Here is a 16751-nt window from a genome sequence, read left to right on the forward strand (position 1 = left end):
CCGGCAATCTAGAGCGCTCTAGTATTAACTCCAACAACACAACAACGACGGAGGATACATGTCTCTTGAAAAGGCCCCTGCCCCAGGAATCAAGGTGGGAATCGCCCCGGACTCATGGGGTGTATGGAACGCCGAAGATCCGCTGCAGCCGCTTCCCGGCCAGTACTTGCGAGAAGCCGCCGCCGCCGGATACTCCTACACTGAACTGGGCCCCTACGGCTATTTGGGCACTGATGCCAGCCAGCTGTCGGATCAGCTGGAACAGCACGGGCTGACCCTGACCGGTGGAACGAGTTTCACCTCGCTGCATCTGGGCGGTGCGGAACTTAGCCGGGCCTGGCAAGAAGTCAGCCAAGTTGCGGAACTGATCACCCGGCTCGGCGCTGGGCACCTGATAGTCATTCCCGAACTCTGGGTGCGTGAGGAATTCGGTGCCGTCAAAGGGCGCCGTGGCTATTCGGCCGAACAATGGGAGAACTTCTGCGCGGGGCATGACGAGCTGGGACGCCGGTTGTGGGAAGAGTACGGAGTGCGCCAGCAGTTCCATTCCCACGCGGACAGCCCCATCGGGACCAGACAAGACATCGATCGGCTGCTGGACAATACCGATCCCCGATACTTGAATCTCTGTCTCGATACGGGGCACTTCGCCTACTACCTAGGCGACAACGTCAAGCTCATCACGCAGCGCCCCGACCGCATCGGTTACCTGCACTTGAAGCAGGTCAACCCGGAGCTGATTGCCCAGATCCTCAAGGATGACATCGACTTCGCCACTGCGGTGCAGATGGGAATCATGGTAGAGCCGCCTTTCGGCGTTCCCGACTTCGGACCGGTTCTTGAGGCGGCGGCGAACTTGGATCGGGAGATCTTCGCGATCGTCGAGCAGGACATGTACCCGCTCAAGAGCATGGACCAGCCACTGCCCATCGCACAGCGCACTTTTAACCACATTTCTTCGTGCACCTCGCGAATCCGCGTCGCCGCACACTAGACAACCAGACTTCAAGGAGCAGACCAATGAGCAACAAGAAACTACGCATCGGAATCATCGGCGCCGGCATGGCCGGCCAGGCCCACGCCTTCGGGTTCCGCAACGCCATGATGGTGCGCGGCAGCGAGCCCGTGGACCTCGAACTGGCCTGCATTGCGGACCCTAATCTGGAACTCGCCGAATCCGTGGCACGCCGCTTCGGCTTCCAGCAGGCCACGGCGGACGTCGATGCGCTGATCAATTCGGATGTCGACATCATCAGCGTTGCCCTGCCCAACTTCTTGCACGCGCAGGTGCTGCCGAAGGTGCTGGCCAGCGGAAAACACCTGTTCGCCGAGAAGCCCATTGGCCGCACTCCGCAAGAAGCCGCCGATCTGGCACGGCTTGCGCAGGCCAGCGAAGCAGTGACCGGCGTCGGTTTCTCCTTCCGCCGCCTCCCCGGGTTGGCTGCCGTGGCCGCCGCAGTGAGCGAGGGGCTGATCGGTACCGTTCACACGGTGCGCGCCTGGTACAACGCCGACTACGCTGCGAATCCAGATGGCGCACTGACCTGGCGCTATTCCCAGGAAGAATCCGGTGGCGGCGCGCTGCTGGACATCGGAGCCCATGCCCTGGATGCGGTCGAATTCGTGGCCGGACGTATTGAAGCTGTGCACAACGCAACGCTGAACACGGTCATCAAGCAGCGCCCGCTTGCCGCCGCCGGCGCAGTGGGCCATGGCGGGGCAGTCACCGGACAGCTGGGCGAGGTCACCAACGACGATGTGGCCCTGCTGACGCTGGGCCTGGAGAACGGCGCCGTAGGGCAAGTCCAGCTCAGCCGCATCGCGCACGGCGTCCCGAACTCCCTTGGCGTGGAGCTGTTCGGCGATGCAGGTAGCATCACCTTCGACTCCATTCGCGGCGGCGAATTCCAGATCTTCGCAGCTAGCTCCGACGGCGTATACAACGGGCCGCGCACCGTCTACACGGGCCCGAGCCACCCGTACTTCAATGACGTGGCGGCCATGCCCGGGGCCGGAGTGGGCACCGGATACGCCGAGGCGTTTGTGGCGGAGATCCAGGAATTCGTGCGGTGCGTGCGCGATGGACAGCCGATGAGTACCGATTTCAGCACCGCCGAACGCATGATGAACGTTGTCGGTGCCGCCTACGAGTCGCACCAGCGCAAGGAACCCGTAACCGTCAAGGGCCTCGTGGCCCACAGCTAGCCAGCATCGGATCGAGGGAGGACAACATGCGTTGGATTGAATCGAAGAGTTCGCGTTTTGCAGGGCTGGCGCTCGCCGGAGCGCTGATCCTGGCCGGATGCTCGTCGCAGGGTGGCCGGCAGGTGGTGGAAGACAACTCGCCCGCGGGACAGGTTGCCTCCACCGATCCGATCAAGGTTGCCATGATCACCCATGGCGCTCCTGGAAACACATTCTGGGACACCATTCGGCGGGGTGCCGAGGAGGCCGCAGCGAAGGACAATGTTGAGCTGATCTACAGTTCGGATCCCGAAGCCGGGCGGCAGGCGCAACTTGTCGAGCAGTATGTGGTGCAGGGTGTTGACGGCATCATCGTCACCTTGGCGAAGCCTGGCGCGTTGGAAGACGTCTTGGCCAAGGCCGACGAAGCTGGTATTCCGCTGGTGTCCATCAACTCAGGTGGCGACGTGTCGGCGGCCATGGGCGCTTTTGCCCATTTCGGGAGCGACGAAAAACTGGCTGGCGAGGCGGTGGGAGAACGGCTCAAGCAGGACGGCAAGACATCTCCGATCTGCGTGATCCACGAACAGGGCAACGTGGGCTTGGAAGCCCGCTGTGAAGGCGTCAAGGATGTGATTCCGGAGACGGAGAACCTCTACGTCCAGGGCACCGACATGACCCAGGTTGCCTCGACGATCACGGCGAAACTGCAGACCGCCCGGGAAGTGGATTCTTTGGTCGCGCTGGATGCGCCCATAGCGCTGACTGCCGCCGCATCGAAAGCGGAGGTCGGCAGCGAGGCGGTGATCGCATCCTTCGACTTGAACGCCGAGCTCGCCCAGGGGATCGTGGATCAAAAGATCCTGTTCACCGTGGATCAACAGCCGTGGCTGCAAGGGTACTTAGCGGTTGATTCCCTATGGCAGAACCACCGCGGCGGGTTTGAAATCAGCGGTGGGAAGAATATCCTGACCGGTCCGGCGATTGTCGATTCGACTAACGGTGCGGACGTTTTGAAGTTCGCACAGGAGGGGATCAGGTAGCATCCTGCCCAAGCGGCGGGGGCAGGGACCCGACCGGGAGATGGCCGCGGCCGTTCTTCCCGTTAGGGTCCCTTGTCGCAACCCATGCGTCAGAACTCGTAATTGATCCGTTCGCTGCGCCCACTGCTCAGCGAGCGGGTGGCCGCCTCGGCGATGGCTTGCGCCTTCAGGCCGTCGCGAAGTGTCACCGGAACGTCCTCGCCACGCTCTAGGGCATCGGTGAAACCCTGTAGAGCCGCGGCGTAGGTGGGCGCCACCCGCTCGAACCAGTTGCCGTGCAGGCCGTCAGAACGGGACTGCGGACCGCGGAACAGGGTGACATTGCCCGAACGCATCCGGCCGGACTCGGCCATGCCGTCGGAACCCAGGGCTTCGATCCGCTCGTCATAGCCGTACCCGGTGTGCCGGACACTGTCGATCTGGGCCAGGGCCCCGGAATCGAAGAGAAGTGTCGCGGCGGAGGTATCTACATCTCCGAGTTCCGCCACGCGGGCATCGGTGAGGGCGGAACCGGCCGCGAAAACTTCCTTCGGGTCAGTCCCGTGGATCCACCTGGCCAGATCGAAGAAGTGCACTGTCTGATCCCGCATCTGTCCTCCCGACACTTTCAGGTAGTCCAAGGGCGGAAGGGCTGGCCCGCGGGAAGTGAGCTGAAGCAGGGAAAGCGGGCCCAGGTCTCCGGAGTCAACCAGGCGCTTGAGTTCTGCGTGGTCCCGGTCGAAACGGCGGTTGAAGTTGACCATGGCGCGGATGCCTGCGCGTTCGACGTAGGCGACGGTTTCCCTGGCCTGCGCCAAGTCCATGTCGATGGGCTTCTCCACCAGGGCCGCGATCCCGGCATCGGCTGCCCGGCGCAGATTGGCGGCGTGCGTGTTGGTCGAGGATGCGATGAACACCGCATCGATGCGGGCGGGGTCGAAGACCTCATCCAGGTCTCTGGCGGCCCGGGCTCCGTGGGCGCGGGCGAGCGATGTGGACCGTTCCCCATCCACGTCGTAGACCAAGCTGAAATCGACGTCGGGGTTGGCGGCGAGGTTCCGCGCATGGACGGAACCGATGAATCCGGCGCCGATCAGTGCAAAGCGTTGCATGGTGAAGTTCCTTGGGGATTCGAGTGCGGATTAGGAAACCATGATGTCCAGCAGGTTGCGCATGGTGCTCGCAACCTTCAGGAAATCGTGTTCATTGGCCTTGTCGGAGAACATCTCGGAGACCCACCAGCCGTCGTATCCGGTGGACTTCACGGCATCAACCCACTCCTGCAACGGAATGGCGCCGCCGCCGATCACCACATTGCGATGGACATCCTGGGTGGGCACTTCGTTTTCGCGGTCGAGATCCAGCCCGTCGGAGATGTGCACGGCCTTGATGAGTTCCTTGGGCAGTGCGGCGACCTCGTCCAGGGTGTCGCCAACCGTCCAGAAGTGCCAGGTGTCCAGCGCGATGCCGACATTCTCGCGTCCCGACCGCTCGATGATTTCCAGCGCCTGGGCGCAACGGTTGATGTTCGACCACGCCAGCGGCTCCAAGTAGAGGTCAAGGCCATGGGCCTCCGCGATTCTTGCGGCATCGCTGACATTCCGCGCGGCGACGTCGATGGCCGCAGATTCAGGCAGGCCCAGGGTTCCGCGGTAGCGGGGGTCGGCTGCGGCCAGGGTTCCGGCCTTGAAGTCCTTGACTACGTTCCAGTCGACGGGGCCGGTGCAGAGCTGGAGGATGGGTGCACCGACCACCGTGGCGATCTTCGCCATGCGTTCGACCTCGGTCAGAAATTCATCGCGGGCACTGCCCTGACGTTCCATGTCCAGAACCGCGCCGATTCCGGTGACTTCCAGCCCTTCCAGGAGCGGCGGCAGTTCCTGCACCGAATACCCGGCATTTAGATAGCGGTAAAGTTTGGGGCTCTGCAATTCGATGCCGCCGAAGCCGGCCGCCTTCGCCGTGGCGATGTCGGTAGCGACGTTGCCGTAAAACGTGGTGGTGACATTCATGGAGAGTTTGGGCACGGGTTTTCCCTTCAGGGGCGCTGCTTGGATTGAGGCAAGTGAGCGAACTATGTGAATATGTCCTGACATTTTGACACACAAAAACTCTAGGTCATCCCGCCAGGTAAATCCATAGCTGGGAACCGTGGATGTGCTGCAAGAAAGTCTCTTGGAGTCCTAGCCGCCATATTGCCGGATCGGTATCGTGCTGGGTCCCGCAGGCAAATTGCCCCGCGGGAATGAAAACGCGCCGAGGCCTCGAAATGAACTGGAGCGTGGGTCTCGGCGCGCGGCTTGAACGGTTGTCAGCGGGTCGTTGGCAACGGGGTTTCGCAGAGTAGCTTGGGCGGGGCAGGCGATGGCACGCAGCAGTATTCCGGTCAGGAAGATCTTTGGCATCCACGGCTCGTGGACCGGTCCAACGCCTTGAACGTCGGATTCCTAGGCTTCGATGGCGCAGCGCTGCAGCACGGGGAGGATCACGTGGTCGATGAGCGAGGTGATGTAGGCGCGGTCCACCGGCAGCCGTTCGACCGCCAAACGGTGGAAGACCAGTCCCGGGATGATGCCGCGGGTTCTCTCCACGGCGGCCGTCGTGGCCAGCTCGCCGCGGGCCGCCGCCTGGTCGAGGACCTGCTTCACCAATTCGGCCCGCGGTCCGGCGAGCTTGGAGATGTAGAGCTCGTGCAGCGTATCGTCCTGCGGCAGCGCCCCGAGCAGGTTCACGAAGATCGCATCGCGCTGTGGGTCTTCGGCGAACCATACGTCGGCCAGCGCAATCAGGTCGGCGCGCAGGCTCCCGGTGTCCGGTGCCTTTGCGGACCACTCAAGGGTGCTGATGGCCTCGGCCAGCAGCTGCGTGCGGGAGGCCCAGCGGCGGTAGATCGTGGCCTTGGAGGCCCCGACGCGGGTGGCCACTGCGTCCATGGTGAATGCCGCGAATCCGCATTCGGCCAGCAGCTGCTGCGCTGCGCCCAGGATCTGCTCGTTTTTCCCCGCCTGCCGGGGGCGGCCGCGCTTGGCGGGGGCCGGTGCGCCAGTGCTGGATTCTTGGTCGTCGCTCACCCGCACCAGTCTATCCAGAGTCAGTGCGCCGTGGTTCAAGCCAGCTGCCGCGGGTCGAGCTCCACCCGCCGCAGCAGCTGCGCGTTCAGCGCGACGACGATGGTCGACAGCGACATCAGCACCGCGCCGACCGCCGGGGAGAGCACGAAGCCGACCGGCGCCAGCACGCCCGCGGCCAGCGGCAGGGAGAGCACGTTGTAGCCGGTGGCCCAGGCCAGATTCTGCAGCATCTTGCGGTAGCTGGCGCGGGACAGGTCGATCATGGAGAGCACCGCACGCGGATCGCTGCCCGCCAGCACCACGCCGGCAGATTCCATGGCCACGTCGGTGCCGGCGCCGACGGCGATGCCGACCTCCGCTCGAGCCAGCGCCGGGGCGTCGTTGACGCCGTCGCCCACCATGGCCACCTTGTGCCCGCGCTCCTGCAGGGCGCGGACCTTGGAGTCCTTGTCCTGCGGCAGCACATCGGCGAAGACCTCGTCGATGCCCAGGTCGGCGGCGACCGCCTCGGCCACCTGGCGGGCATCGCCGGTAATCATCGCCACCTTCACGCCGCGGGCGTGCAGTTCCCGGATGGCGGCCCGGGATTCGGGGCGCATCTGGTCCTCCAGCGCCAGCGCACCGATGATTTCCCCGTCGCGCAGCACGTGCAGGATGCCCGCTCCGCGCTGCATGAACTGCCCGGTCTGCCCGGCCAGCTCGGCCGGAGGCTGCAGCTGTTTCTCGTGCAGCAGGTTCGGGCCGCCCACCTCGATCAGCGAGCCGTCGACCTCTGCGCGCACGCCGCGGCCCGTGGCCGAGCTGAAATCGCGTCCGGCCAGGCCCAAGGACTTCGCCTCGGGATCCTCGTTCGCTGCGCGGACGATGGCGCGGGCCACTGGGTGCTCGCTGTCGGATTCAGCCGCTGCGGCCAGCGCCAGCAGCCGGGTGCGGGGCATGCCCGCGACGGCCGCGATGCCGGTCACCGCGTGGGCGCCCTGGGTGAGGGTGCCGGTCTTGTCGAATAGCACCACGTCGACGGTGCGCATGCGTTCAAGCGCCATGCGGTTCTTGATCAGCACGCCGGACCGGGCCGCGCGCTCGGTGGAAATCGCGATGACCAGCGGAATGGCAAGGCCCAGGGCGTGCGGGCAGGCGATGACCAGGACGGTGACCGTGCGGATGACGGCATCATCCGGGGCGCCGAGCAGCATCCAGGTGATGAAGGTGATCACGCCCGCGCCCAGCGCGAACCAGAACAGCCAGGCGGCGGCACGGTCGGCCAGCGCCTGCGCCTTGGAGGAGGAGGACTGCGCCTCGGAGACCAGCCGCTGGATTCCGGCCAGCGCGGTTTGCCCGCCCACCGCCTCGACCCGGATGCGCACCGCGTTGTCGGTAGCCACGGTGCCGGCCACGACCTTGTCCCCGGCCGAACGCGCGGCGGTCTTGGATTCGCCGGTGATCATCGATTCATCGAATTCGGCGCCACCCTGCTCGATGGTGCCGTCGGCCGGAACGCGGGCGCCGGAGCGGACCAGCACCAGGTCGCCGGCGGCCAGCTCGCCCAGCGAGACGGTTTCCGTGCCGGACTCGGTGACGCGTTCGGCCTCGTCGGGCAGCAGCGCTACCAGCGCATCCAGCGCCCCGGAGGCGTGGCCGAGCGCCCGCATTTCCATCCAGTGGCCCAGCAGCATGATGACCACCAGCAGCGCCAGCTCCCACCAGAAGTCCAGCATGAACCCGCCGATGCCCAGGCTGGTCACCCAGGAGGCCGCGAACGCCACGGTGATGGCCATGGAAATCAGCAGCATCAAGCCTGGCCGGCGCGAGGAGATCTCGGAAACGCCGCCGGCCAAGAACGGCCAGCCGCCGTAGAAGTAGATGACGGTGCCGAGGACCGGTGGAATCCAGGCGGCGCCCGGGACTTCAGGCAGGTGGTAGCCGAGCATGTGCGAAACCATGGGGCTGAAGAACACCACGGGCAGCGCGAGGACCAGGCTCAGCCAGAACTTGTTCCGGAAGGCGGCGGCATGGCCGCCGTGCCCGCCGTGTCCCGCGTGGCCGGAATGCGCGGAGTGATCTTCGTGCATCTGATGGCCTTGGTGCTCCCCGTGGCCTGCGGGTGTTCCGTGCCCATGGGATGCGCCGTGCTTCCGGGGCGCTGGATGCTCATGTCCGGGGTGCTGGTCGTGCTCCACGGGATGCCCTGAATGCCGTTGGGTACTCATGATGTCCTCCCTTGCTTGTAATTTCGGATGGGTCGGCAAATTCCGAGAGGTGCTCGGATCCGCCATTCAGCATCGAGGATATACCCCCCGGGGGTATCAGTCTAGGGTGTATGCCGATCTTTCCGGAGAGGCCAAGATTCGAGATCGGCAATCCGGGCGGCGTAGGGGAGGCTGCGGCGCGCGGGGACTGCAGTCCAGGGTGCTGCTCCGGGGGTGCTGGCAGCTGGTCTCGCCATGCGGCGGAATCCAGTAGGTCGGACGGATTGCCTTCGAGGTGCCATGCTGCGCGGCGGAGGCTCCGGGCTTGCGGGACGTCCGGAAACTCGGCCGGTAACGGTTCTGGAGGCGAGGGCCGTCGCCTAAGCTGACCCTAGCTGGAATCAACTGCCTGCCAGCTGGCACCATGGGCAGGTAGGTTGCAGCATTCGCCCGAGTAGGAACGCGAGAAGACACAATGAGCATGGAAAATGCCGCCTGGCATTCCCTCTGGAAGCTGTCGGGGGACAAAGGCAAGGCCTACGCGCCGACAACACCCAAACGCGTTCTGCAATTCGCCGCAGGCTACAAGACCCGGCTGCTCATCTTCGTGCTCTTCTCCATCTGCTCGGCGGTGCTTGCCGTCATCACCCCGGTGCTCGCCGGCCGGATCGTGGATGAAATCGTCGCCCGCAGCGGCATCCGGATCATCGTCAACCTGGCGCTGGTCATCGCGCTGGTGGCGGTGCTGGACGCGATCGTTTCCGTCGTGGTCCGCTGGTTCTCCTCCAAGCTCGGCGAGGGTATCATCTACGACCTGCGCACCGCGGTGTTCGACCACGTGCAGAAGATGCCGGTGGCATTCTTCGCCAGAACCCGCACCGGGGCGCTGGTCAGCCGCCTGAACAACGACGTCATCGGCGCGCAGGCGGCCTTCGCCGGGACCCTGTCCGGGCTGGTGTCCAACACCGTGGCCCTGATCCTCACCGCGGCGGTCATGTTCACGACTTCCTGGCAGGTCACCGCCATTGCGCTCGTGCTGCTTCCGGTCTTCCTGCTGCCGGCACGGCACTTCGGCAAGTCGGTGGCGCTGCTGCGCAAGGAATCCGCGGATCTGAACGCCTCAATGGGGACGCAGATGACCGAGCGTTTCTCGGCGCCCGGAGCGACGCTGATCAAGCTCTTCGGCCGGCCCAAGGACGAATCCCACCAGTTCGCGCTGCGCGCGGGCCGCGTGCGGGACATCGGCGTCAAGGTCACCATGCGCCAGTACTACTTCGTCGCGACCCTGACTCTGGTCGCCGCACTGGCACTGGCCTTGGTATATGGCCTTGGAGGCATGTATGCGGTGCGTGGCGACCTGGCCGCTGGCGACGTGGTGGTCCTGGGCATGTTGCTGACCCGGTTGTATGCTCCGCTGACCGCGCTGGCCAATGCCCGCGTGGAAATCACCAGTGCGCTGGTCAGCTTCGACCGCGTGTTCGAGGTGCTGGACCTCCAGCCGCTGATCACCGATGCGCCCGACGCCCGCCGCCTGAAACCCGGGCCGGTGCCCGTGAAGTTCTCCCACGTGAACTTCTCCTACCCGAGCGCTGACAAGGTCTCGCTCGCGTCCCTGGAAGAGGTCGCGGTGCTGGATACCCGCGGCGGGCAGGAAGTCCTGCATGACATCGATTTCGAGGTGAAAGCAGGGCAGACCGTCGCCCTGGTCGGCTCCTCGGGCGCCGGAAAGTCGACCATCGCCTCGCTGCTGGCCCGGCTCTACGATGTGGATTCCGGGGCCGTCGAGCTGGCGGGAACCGATATCCGCGAGCTGAAGCTCGACTCGCTGCGCGAAACCGTCTCCATGGTCACCCAAGACGGGCACTTGTTCCACGAGTCGATCCGCTCCAACCTGCTGCTCGCCCGACCCGGGGCCGACGATACGCAGATCTGGGAAGCGCTTGAACGCGCGCGGTTGAAGCCGGTCATCGCCGCCCTGCCCGACGGGCTGGACACCGTGGTGGGCGAGCGCGGCTACCGGCTGTCCGGCGGCGAACGCCAGCGCATGACCATCGCCCGGCTGCTGCTTGCCGCCCCGCAGGTCGTGATCCTGGATGAGGCCACCGCCGCGCTGGACTCCGCCAACGAGGCAGCAGTCCAGGCGGCACTGACCGAGGCGCTGGAAAACCGCACCGCGCTGATCATCGCGCACCGGCTGTCGACCATCCGCTCCGCGGACCAGATCCTGGTGGTCGAGGGCGGGCGCATCATCGAGCGCGGAACGCACAGCGAGCTGCTGGGCCTGGGCGGGAAGTACACCGAACTCTACGAGACGCAGTTCGCCCAGTAGCCGCAGGCACCGTGGTGGACCGGTGCACGGTTCCTCCTAAACGCAGACGGCCGCGCCAGGCTGGGGCGGCAGTGGGCGGATCCGAAGGATCCGGTGTTCACTGCTGCCTGTCCAGCCGGCGCGGCCGGTCTCGGAAGATAACGAAGGCTAGGCGCTGCGGACCAGTTCGCGGGCCTTCTGCGCTGCATGGGTGGCGATGATGGCGCCGAAGACCAGCCCCTGCCCAATCGTGGCGCCGGCCCCCGGGTACACGTTGCCGAAGATGTTCGCGGCGGTATTACCCTGGGCGTAGAGCCCCTCGATGACGTCGCCGGAATTGTCCAGCACGCGGCCATGGGCGTCGGTCATTACGCCGCCGCAGGTGCCCAGGTCCGATAGCACGATCTTCACCGCGTAGTACGTCTTGCCGTCCAGCGCGCGCAGGTTCGGGTTCGGATTCTGGGTCGGGTCGCCGTAGTAGCGGTCGTAGGCCGACTCGCCGCGGCCGAACTGGTCGTCGATGCCGGTTCCGGCGCCCTCGTTGAATGCCGACAGGGTCTGTTCCAGCGCCTGCGCGGGAACCTCGATCTTGTTCGCGAGCTTGCTGATCGAGGACGACTTGTGGGCGATGCCCGCCTTGTACCAGGACTCGGGCAGGGCCATGCGCGGGTAGCACTGCCCGGCGAAGATGTAGCTGTCGCGGTAGGTCTGGTCGAAGATGAGCCACATCTCGCCCACCGGATCGCCGTCCGCCTCGCGGCGCAGGATCTCCTGGCCGAAGCTCATGTAGTCGGTGGACTCGTTGATGAAGCGGCGTCCCGACTGGTCCACCATGAACGATCCGGGCAGCGAACGCTCGGCCAGCAGGATCTTGGCCGAGCCGCCGGGCTTGAGCGGCGACACGGCCGGGAACCACCAGGACTGCTGCATGCTTGCCAGCTGGGCGTTGTGCTTCTGCGCCAATTCGATGGCATCGCCGTGGTTGCCCTTGGCGCCCAGGCTCAGGTCCTCGACCAGCGAGGGGCTCTGGTGCTCCTGGCGCATCTTCATGTTGTGGTCGTAGCCGCCGGCGGCCAGCACCACGCCGTACTTGGTGCGCACGCTCACGCGTTCGCCGGACTGTTCCAGGACCGCCGCGGTGACAACGCCATCGGTGAATTCAAGGTCGACCAGCTTCGCTTCGGTCCAGACGGGAATGCCGGCATCAAGGGCCCCGGCATACATGCCGCCGGCGATGGCCTGGCCTCCGGCGCTGTAGTTGCGGCCGAGCAGCAGTCCGCCGGCGCCCTGGATGAGGCGCTTCGCGATCAGCGGGAATGCCTTGTGCGGCGCCTTGGCAATGAGGTTCATCCACTTGTAGTCGGCGCCGGTCACCGGCATTGGCATGGGCGCTGCCATGGTGGCCGGCTGGAAGCGGCCGAGCTGGTCGCCGAGCTTGTTCAGGTCGAAGGGGCGCGATTCGACCGAGCGTCCGGCGGCGCTGCCGCCCGGCTTTTCGGGGTGGTAGTCGGAGTATCCCTTGGACCAGAAGAAGTTCAGCTGGGTCATGCGTTCGAGCATCTTGACGGTTTCGTCGCCGTATTCCAGGAAGGCCTTCCAGCGCTCCGCCGGGCCCGAGCCGTCCACGACGGATTCGATGTACTTCTCGCCGCGGTCCAGGGAATCAACGGCGCCGTCGCGCTTGAGCACCGTGTTGGCGGGAATCCAGAAGGCGCCGCCCGAACGGGCGGTGGAGCCGCCCACGTACTTGGTTTTCTCGGCCACGGCAACGTTGAGGCCGAGCTCCTTGGCGGCCAGCGCGGTGGCCAGCCCGGTGCCGGAACCGATGACCAGCAGGTCGACTTCGAGCTGATCGATTTTGACGGGTGCAAGAACGGTTTTCGATGCCATGAAGCGGTCTCCTATGAACGACGCCGGGAAGTGGGTCCTGAGTTAGTTCATGCTAGCCAAGCGGCAGCCCTGTTCGGTGCGCAGTCCCGATAACAGGGATCTGCAGCCTGATGACCGGGGAACTGTCCTATAGGGGTGAGGCGGCGCTTCCCCGGCGGGGACCTGGCTTGTTGGCCGGGGACTGGTTAACGTGCGGTAGCGCGAAGATCACGATTCCCGGCCAGGGGGTGTAAACATCGATAGATTAATGAACCATGGGCGGAACGGACCTAATCCGATATTTATGGAGGTAATCCATCCATGCCACCATCGACTCGAACAATCCGTCCTCCGACCGTTATCGCAGGGATATGCGGACTTGGACTCGTCCTGGCCTCCTGCTCCAGCGGAGTAAGTGGCGTGGAGCAGTCTGCGGAAGCCTCGAATCCTCCCAGCGTTTCTTCCAGCGCTTCGGGCACCCCGACGACGGAGGATGCCAGCCAGCCTGCGGCTGAACAGCGACGCCAGATCGAGGGCCTGAGCTGGACGGATGGCACGCCGGTTGAGGCTTCCGTTGTTTCAGTGGGGGACGCGGTGAAGCCGCCCGGCGACGCCATCTCCGATCGCGCAGCGCACGATCTTCCCGAGGGGGAGCAACTGCTGGGCGTCTTGAGTGATGCCCGACCCGTCGTACTGCGCAAGGGCCTGCCGTACACCGTCGACGAAACAGGGAAGTACTCGCAGTACTGGCCCGATTCCAAGCGGGACGCCGCCACTGACGACACCTCCTGGTCCATCCACGGCGATACCGTGGTGGCTACGGTCCGCGGAGTCGACGGCGGAAGCGCAACCACCCTGATGGCCTACGACGACAAGGACGGGATCCAGGAGATCAAGGACTTCCAGAAGGCCAGCGACTCGAACAGCGAGTCCCTCGTCCTGGACGGCGGCAAGGTGTACTGGAGCGAAGCGGACGCGAAGAGCCGCCGGGTGGTATCGATCCCGTTGGCCGGCGGAAGCAAAAAAGTGGAAGCAGAGAACGCGGGGGCCGTCTACCGCACCGACCGGGGTGTCGCCGTGCTCACGCAGGAAGATCCTCAATCCGAGGACACAATGAACCAGATCGGCGGCGTGCAGCTGCTCGACGGCACTGAATTGCTCCACGCCACGGAAGAGTTCGAACTGGGTGGATTCAGCGGCGATCCGTATAGCCCGAGGCCGGTCATGAATGGCGGTTCCACCCTGAGCTTCAACCTTGACAGGGGCGAGAACAGCTTCAACGTGGCCGTGCTGAATTTCGAGACCAAGCAGGCTTGGCTCATCGAGATACCGGATGGCCGGATCCCCGTCGGGCAGTCAACCTCGGGATCCTACTCCTTCATTGCCTGGTCTGCGGAGCAGATGGAGGAACTGGGGTCTCTTGGCAACGAAGCGGTAGCTCTCGATGCGTCGACGGGCGAGCTGTTCGCCTTCAGCCCGGAAAACAACTTCGAGAATATTTTCGGCAACGACAAGGCCCTGGCGTGGAGCACCAAGACCAGCTCGGGCTCAGTGAGCTTTGCCAGCGAGATCCTCGAATAGCGCGCATCAAGCTCCACGCCTATTAACAAGAAACTGCCCGGGCGCCGCATGATGACATGCCGGCGGCCCGGGGCAGCAGGGCTTGAATGGCTAGTCGGCGGCGGCCACCAGTTGGCGGCCGAGCTCGCGCGCGGCTTCCTGCAGTTCCGGGACCGCATGCTGCATGAATGCCTCGTCGACGCGGGTGACGGGGCCGGAGACCGAGATGGCCATCGGAGTTGGCGCTCCGGGCACCGGGACGGCGATGCAACGCACGCCCAGCTCCTGCTCTTCCTCGTCGATGGCGTAGCCGCGCTCGCGGGTCGCCTCCACATCGGTGAACAGCTTGCCCAGGGTCGTGATGGTGTTGGCGGTCTTCGGCGGCATGCCGGCCTGGGCCACGAGGCGCTGGACGCGCTCGTCGTCCAGCACCGAGAGCACCGCCTTGCCGACGCCAGAGTTGTGCAACATGGCGCGGCGTCCCACCTCGGTGATCATGCGCATTGAGTGCGGGGACTGCACCTGGGCGATATAGGTGACCATGTCGCCGTCCAGCACGGCGATATTCGCTGATTCGCCCAGCTTGGCGACCAATTCCTTGAGCACCGGCGAGGCCAAGGCGCCCAGCTGGCGATTGGCGACCTCGCCCAAGCGGATCAGGCGAGGGCCCAGCGAGTAGCGGCGGTTGGGCAGCTGGCGCACATAGCCCACGCCCACGAGCGTGCGCAGCAAGCGGTGGATGGTCGGCAGCGGCAGCGGGGTGTCGGCGGCCAATTCGCTCAGCGCGGCTTCGCCGCCGGCTCGGGCGATGACTTCGAGCAATTCAAAGGCGCGCTCGACGGACTGGACGCCGCCGGTGGTCGACTTGCTGGTTGTCTGCGTCATATACGACTCCTCGGTGCCTCTGAATCGTGGAAGTTGTCGGCACTTAACTTCTGCGATGCGAAATCTTTTCTCTAAGAATAGCCCCATGATGAACAGAGATTCCATGATGCGAGAAAAATTAGTGTGAAAAGTTGTGTCATACTGCACAAAATGGCCTTGCGTTTTCATTTTGAGGATATTAGTATCCACTATACGGAAACTTTTACAGGAGGACCTCATGGCAGCACCTAGCCCGGGATATTCATTGACGCTTCGCGTAGAGACCCCAGCGTCGATTACCGCGACCAGCGAACTGGCTGCAGCGGTTGGCTCGGCTGGTGCCCACATCACCGCCCTCGACGTGACCGAATCGCACCACACCCACATGGTGGTCGACGTTTCGTGCAACACCATGGATGTCGCCCACGGCGAGAAGGTCCGCGACGCGCTCAACGGGCTGGACGGCGTCAACGTCCGCAACGTCTCGGACCGCACCTTCCTGATGCACCTTGGCGGCAAGCTCGAAGTCGTCCCGAAGGTCGCCCTGCGCAACCGCGACGACCTCTCCCGCGCCTACACCCCGGGTGTGGCCCGCGTCTGCATGGCCATCGCGGAGAACCCCGCCGATGCCCGCAACCTGACGGTCAAGCGCAACACCATCGCCGTGGTCACCGACGGCTCCGCCGTGCTGGGACTGGGCAACATCGGCCCGGCGGCGGCCCTTCCGGTCATGGAAGGCAAGGCCGCGCTGTTCAAGCAGTTCGCCGACGTCGACGCCTGGCCGGTCTGCCTGGACACCCAGGACACCGACGAAATCGTCAAGATCGTCAAGGCACTGGCCCCGGTCTACGGCGGCGTGAACCTTGAAGACATCGCCGCCCCGCGCTGCTTCGAGATCGAAGCCCGGCTGCGCGAGGAACTGGACATCCCGGTCTTCCACGACGACCAGCACGGCACCGCCATCGTCACCCTGGCCGCCCTGGCCAACGCGCTGAAGGTCGTCGAGAAGAAGATCGAGGACGTGCGCATCGTGGTCTCCGGCGTGGGCGCCGCAGGCAACGCCATCATCCAGCTGCTGGCGGCCCGCGGAGCGAAGAACATCATCGCCTGCGGCCGCAACGGCGCGATCACCCGCGACGAGCAGTACTCCGACGAGCACCGCGTGTGGCTGGCGCAGAACACCAACCCCGAGAATTTCTCCGGATCGCTGAAGGACGCCGTGGTCGACGCCGACGTCTTCATCGGCGTCTCCGCCCCGAATGTCCTGGACGAAGCCGACATCGCCGCAATGAACGAGCGAGCGATCGTCTTCGCTATGGCCAACCCGGATCCAGAGGTGGATCCGGAGGTTGCAGGTCGTCACGCGGCGGTGGTCGCGACCGGACGCAGTGACTTCCCGAACCAGATCAACAACGTCCTGGCCTTCCCGGGCTTCTTCCGCGGCCTGCTGGATGCCGGCGTCGCAGACATCACCGATGAGATGCTGCTGGCCGCCGCAGACGCGATTTCCGCCCGGGTAACCGACGATGAGCTGAACCCCGGCTTCATCATCCCTTCGGTGTTCGACCCGCAGGTCGCCACCGACGTGGCCGTCGCGGTGGAACTCGCCGCGGCAAAGGACTAACCACAACCCGGGGCTAGTCACCCCTGGCCCTTTCGGGCCGCATCACTGGAACAGAGCACAGAG

12 protein-coding genes are annotated in these 16751 nt (G+C 65.0%); 6 read left to right on the forward strand and 6 right to left on the reverse strand.

Translation table 11 applies throughout. From position 1 onward, the window contains the following. Positions 1–58 precede the first annotated feature (58 nt). Genes DFO58_RS16560 through DFO58_RS16570 form a run of 3 tightly spaced genes read left to right on the forward strand, consistent with a single transcriptional unit; the run spans position 59 to position 3227 of the window. Positions 59–994 carry a sugar phosphate isomerase/epimerase gene (locus DFO58_RS16560; protein ID WP_120991734.1) on the forward strand — a complete coding sequence of 312 codons (936 nt, stop codon included), beginning with the start codon at positions 59–61 and terminating at the stop codon, positions 992–994. Between the two features lie 26 nt (positions 995–1020). Further along, a complete protein-coding gene (locus tag DFO58_RS16565) occupies positions 1021–2205 on the forward strand; it encodes a Gfo/Idh/MocA family oxidoreductase (RefSeq protein ID WP_120991735.1) in 1185 nt (394 codons plus the stop codon). A 26-nt stretch (positions 2206–2231) separates the two neighbouring features. After that, positions 2232–3227: a substrate-binding domain-containing protein gene (locus tag DFO58_RS16570; RefSeq protein WP_120991736.1), complete on the forward strand. Its 996-nt coding sequence runs from the start codon at positions 2232–2234 to the stop codon at positions 3225–3227. Between the two features lie 89 nt (positions 3228–3316). On the opposite strand, the gene DFO58_RS16575 is transcribed toward DFO58_RS16570, so the two are convergent. The 4 genes from DFO58_RS16575 to DFO58_RS16590 all read right to left on the reverse strand — a co-directional run bounded on the left by DFO58_RS16575 (position 3317) and on the right by DFO58_RS16590 (position 8484). Then, positions 3317–4318, reverse strand: coding sequence for a Gfo/Idh/MocA family oxidoreductase (locus tag DFO58_RS16575; RefSeq protein WP_053799155.1), 1002 nt, complete (start codon positions 4316–4318; stop codon positions 3317–3319). Positions 4319–4348: 30 nt separating this feature from the next. Beyond that, positions 4349–5233 (reverse strand): sugar phosphate isomerase/epimerase family protein, encoded by an 885-nt coding sequence (locus DFO58_RS16580; RefSeq protein ID WP_286163645.1) that lies wholly within the window; start codon positions 5231–5233, stop codon positions 4349–4351. A gap of 420 nt (positions 5234–5653) precedes the next feature. After that, positions 5654–6277 carry a TetR/AcrR family transcriptional regulator gene (locus DFO58_RS16585; protein WP_183043241.1) on the reverse strand — a complete coding sequence of 208 codons (624 nt, stop codon included), beginning with the start codon at positions 6275–6277 and terminating at the stop codon, positions 5654–5656. 35 nt (positions 6278–6312) lie between these two features. Then, positions 6313–8484: a heavy metal translocating P-type ATPase gene (locus tag DFO58_RS16590; RefSeq protein ID WP_120991739.1), complete on the reverse strand. Its 2172-nt coding sequence runs from the start codon at positions 8482–8484 to the stop codon at positions 6313–6315. Between the two features lie 454 nt (positions 8485–8938). Here DFO58_RS16590 and DFO58_RS16595 point away from each other — a divergent pair, with 454 nt between their 5' ends. Beyond that, positions 8939–10792, forward strand: a complete 1854-nt coding sequence (locus tag DFO58_RS16595) for an ABC transporter ATP-binding protein (RefSeq protein ID WP_120991740.1) — start codon at positions 8939–8941, stop codon at positions 10790–10792. Positions 10793–10939: 147 nt separating this feature from the next. Here DFO58_RS16595 and DFO58_RS16600 read toward each other — a convergent pair whose 3' ends face one another. Beyond that, positions 10940–12661, reverse strand: a complete 1722-nt coding sequence (locus DFO58_RS16600) for a 3-ketosteroid-delta-1-dehydrogenase (RefSeq protein WP_120991741.1) — start codon at positions 12659–12661, stop codon at positions 10940–10942. Between the two features lie 399 nt (positions 12662–13060). On the opposite strand from DFO58_RS16600, the gene DFO58_RS16605 reads away from it, so the two are divergent. Continuing rightward, positions 13061–14221: a hypothetical protein gene (locus DFO58_RS16605; RefSeq protein WP_120991742.1), complete on the forward strand. Its 1161-nt coding sequence runs from the start codon at positions 13061–13063 to the stop codon at positions 14219–14221. A gap of 90 nt (positions 14222–14311) precedes the next feature. On the opposite strand, the gene DFO58_RS16610 is transcribed toward DFO58_RS16605, so the two are convergent. Continuing rightward, a complete protein-coding gene (locus DFO58_RS16610) occupies positions 14312–15085 on the reverse strand; it encodes an IclR family transcriptional regulator (protein WP_047120483.1) in 774 nt (257 codons plus the stop codon). A 217-nt stretch (positions 15086–15302) separates the two neighbouring features. Between DFO58_RS16610 and DFO58_RS16615 the strand changes: the two genes are divergently transcribed. Further along, positions 15303–16688 carry an NAD-dependent malic enzyme gene (locus DFO58_RS16615; RefSeq protein ID WP_120991743.1) on the forward strand — a complete coding sequence of 462 codons (1386 nt, stop codon included), beginning with the start codon at positions 15303–15305 and terminating at the stop codon, positions 16686–16688. Positions 16689–16751: the final 63 nt, after the last annotated feature.

This window comes from Arthrobacter sp. AG1021 (assembly GCF_003633665.1).
In the GTDB taxonomy this organism is placed as follows: domain Bacteria; phylum Actinomycetota; class Actinomycetes; order Actinomycetales; family Micrococcaceae; genus Glutamicibacter; species Glutamicibacter soli.

Bases quoted from the DNA above. Each gene is read 5' to 3' on its own strand.
- DFO58_RS16595 (WP_120991740.1), top strand. From the start codon at position 8,939: ATGAGCATGGAAAATGCCGCCTGGCATTCCCTCTGGAAGCTGTCGGGG.
- DFO58_RS16565 (WP_120991735.1), top strand. From the start codon at position 1,021: ATGAGCAACAAGAAACTACGCATCGGAATCATCGGCGCCGGCATGGCC.
- DFO58_RS16575 (WP_053799155.1), bottom strand. From the start codon at position 4,318: ATGCAACGCTTTGCACTGATCGGCGCCGGATTCATCGGTTCCGTCCAT.
- DFO58_RS16610 (WP_047120483.1), bottom strand. From the start codon at position 15,085: ATGACGCAGACAACCAGCAAGTCGACCACCGGCGGCGTCCAGTCCGTC.
- DFO58_RS16600 (WP_120991741.1), bottom strand. From the start codon at position 12,661: ATGGCATCGAAAACCGTTCTTGCACCCGTCAAAATCGATCAGCTCGAA.
- DFO58_RS16590 (WP_120991739.1), bottom strand. From the start codon at position 8,484: ATGAGTACCCAACGGCATTCAGGGCATCCCGTGGAGCACGACCAGCAC.
- DFO58_RS16615 (WP_120991743.1), top strand. From the start codon at position 15,303: ATGGCAGCACCTAGCCCGGGATATTCATTGACGCTTCGCGTAGAGACC.
- DFO58_RS16570 (WP_120991736.1), top strand. From the start codon at position 2,232: ATGCGTTGGATTGAATCGAAGAGTTCGCGTTTTGCAGGGCTGGCGCTC.
- DFO58_RS16560 (WP_120991734.1), top strand. From the start codon at position 59: ATGTCTCTTGAAAAGGCCCCTGCCCCAGGAATCAAGGTGGGAATCGCC.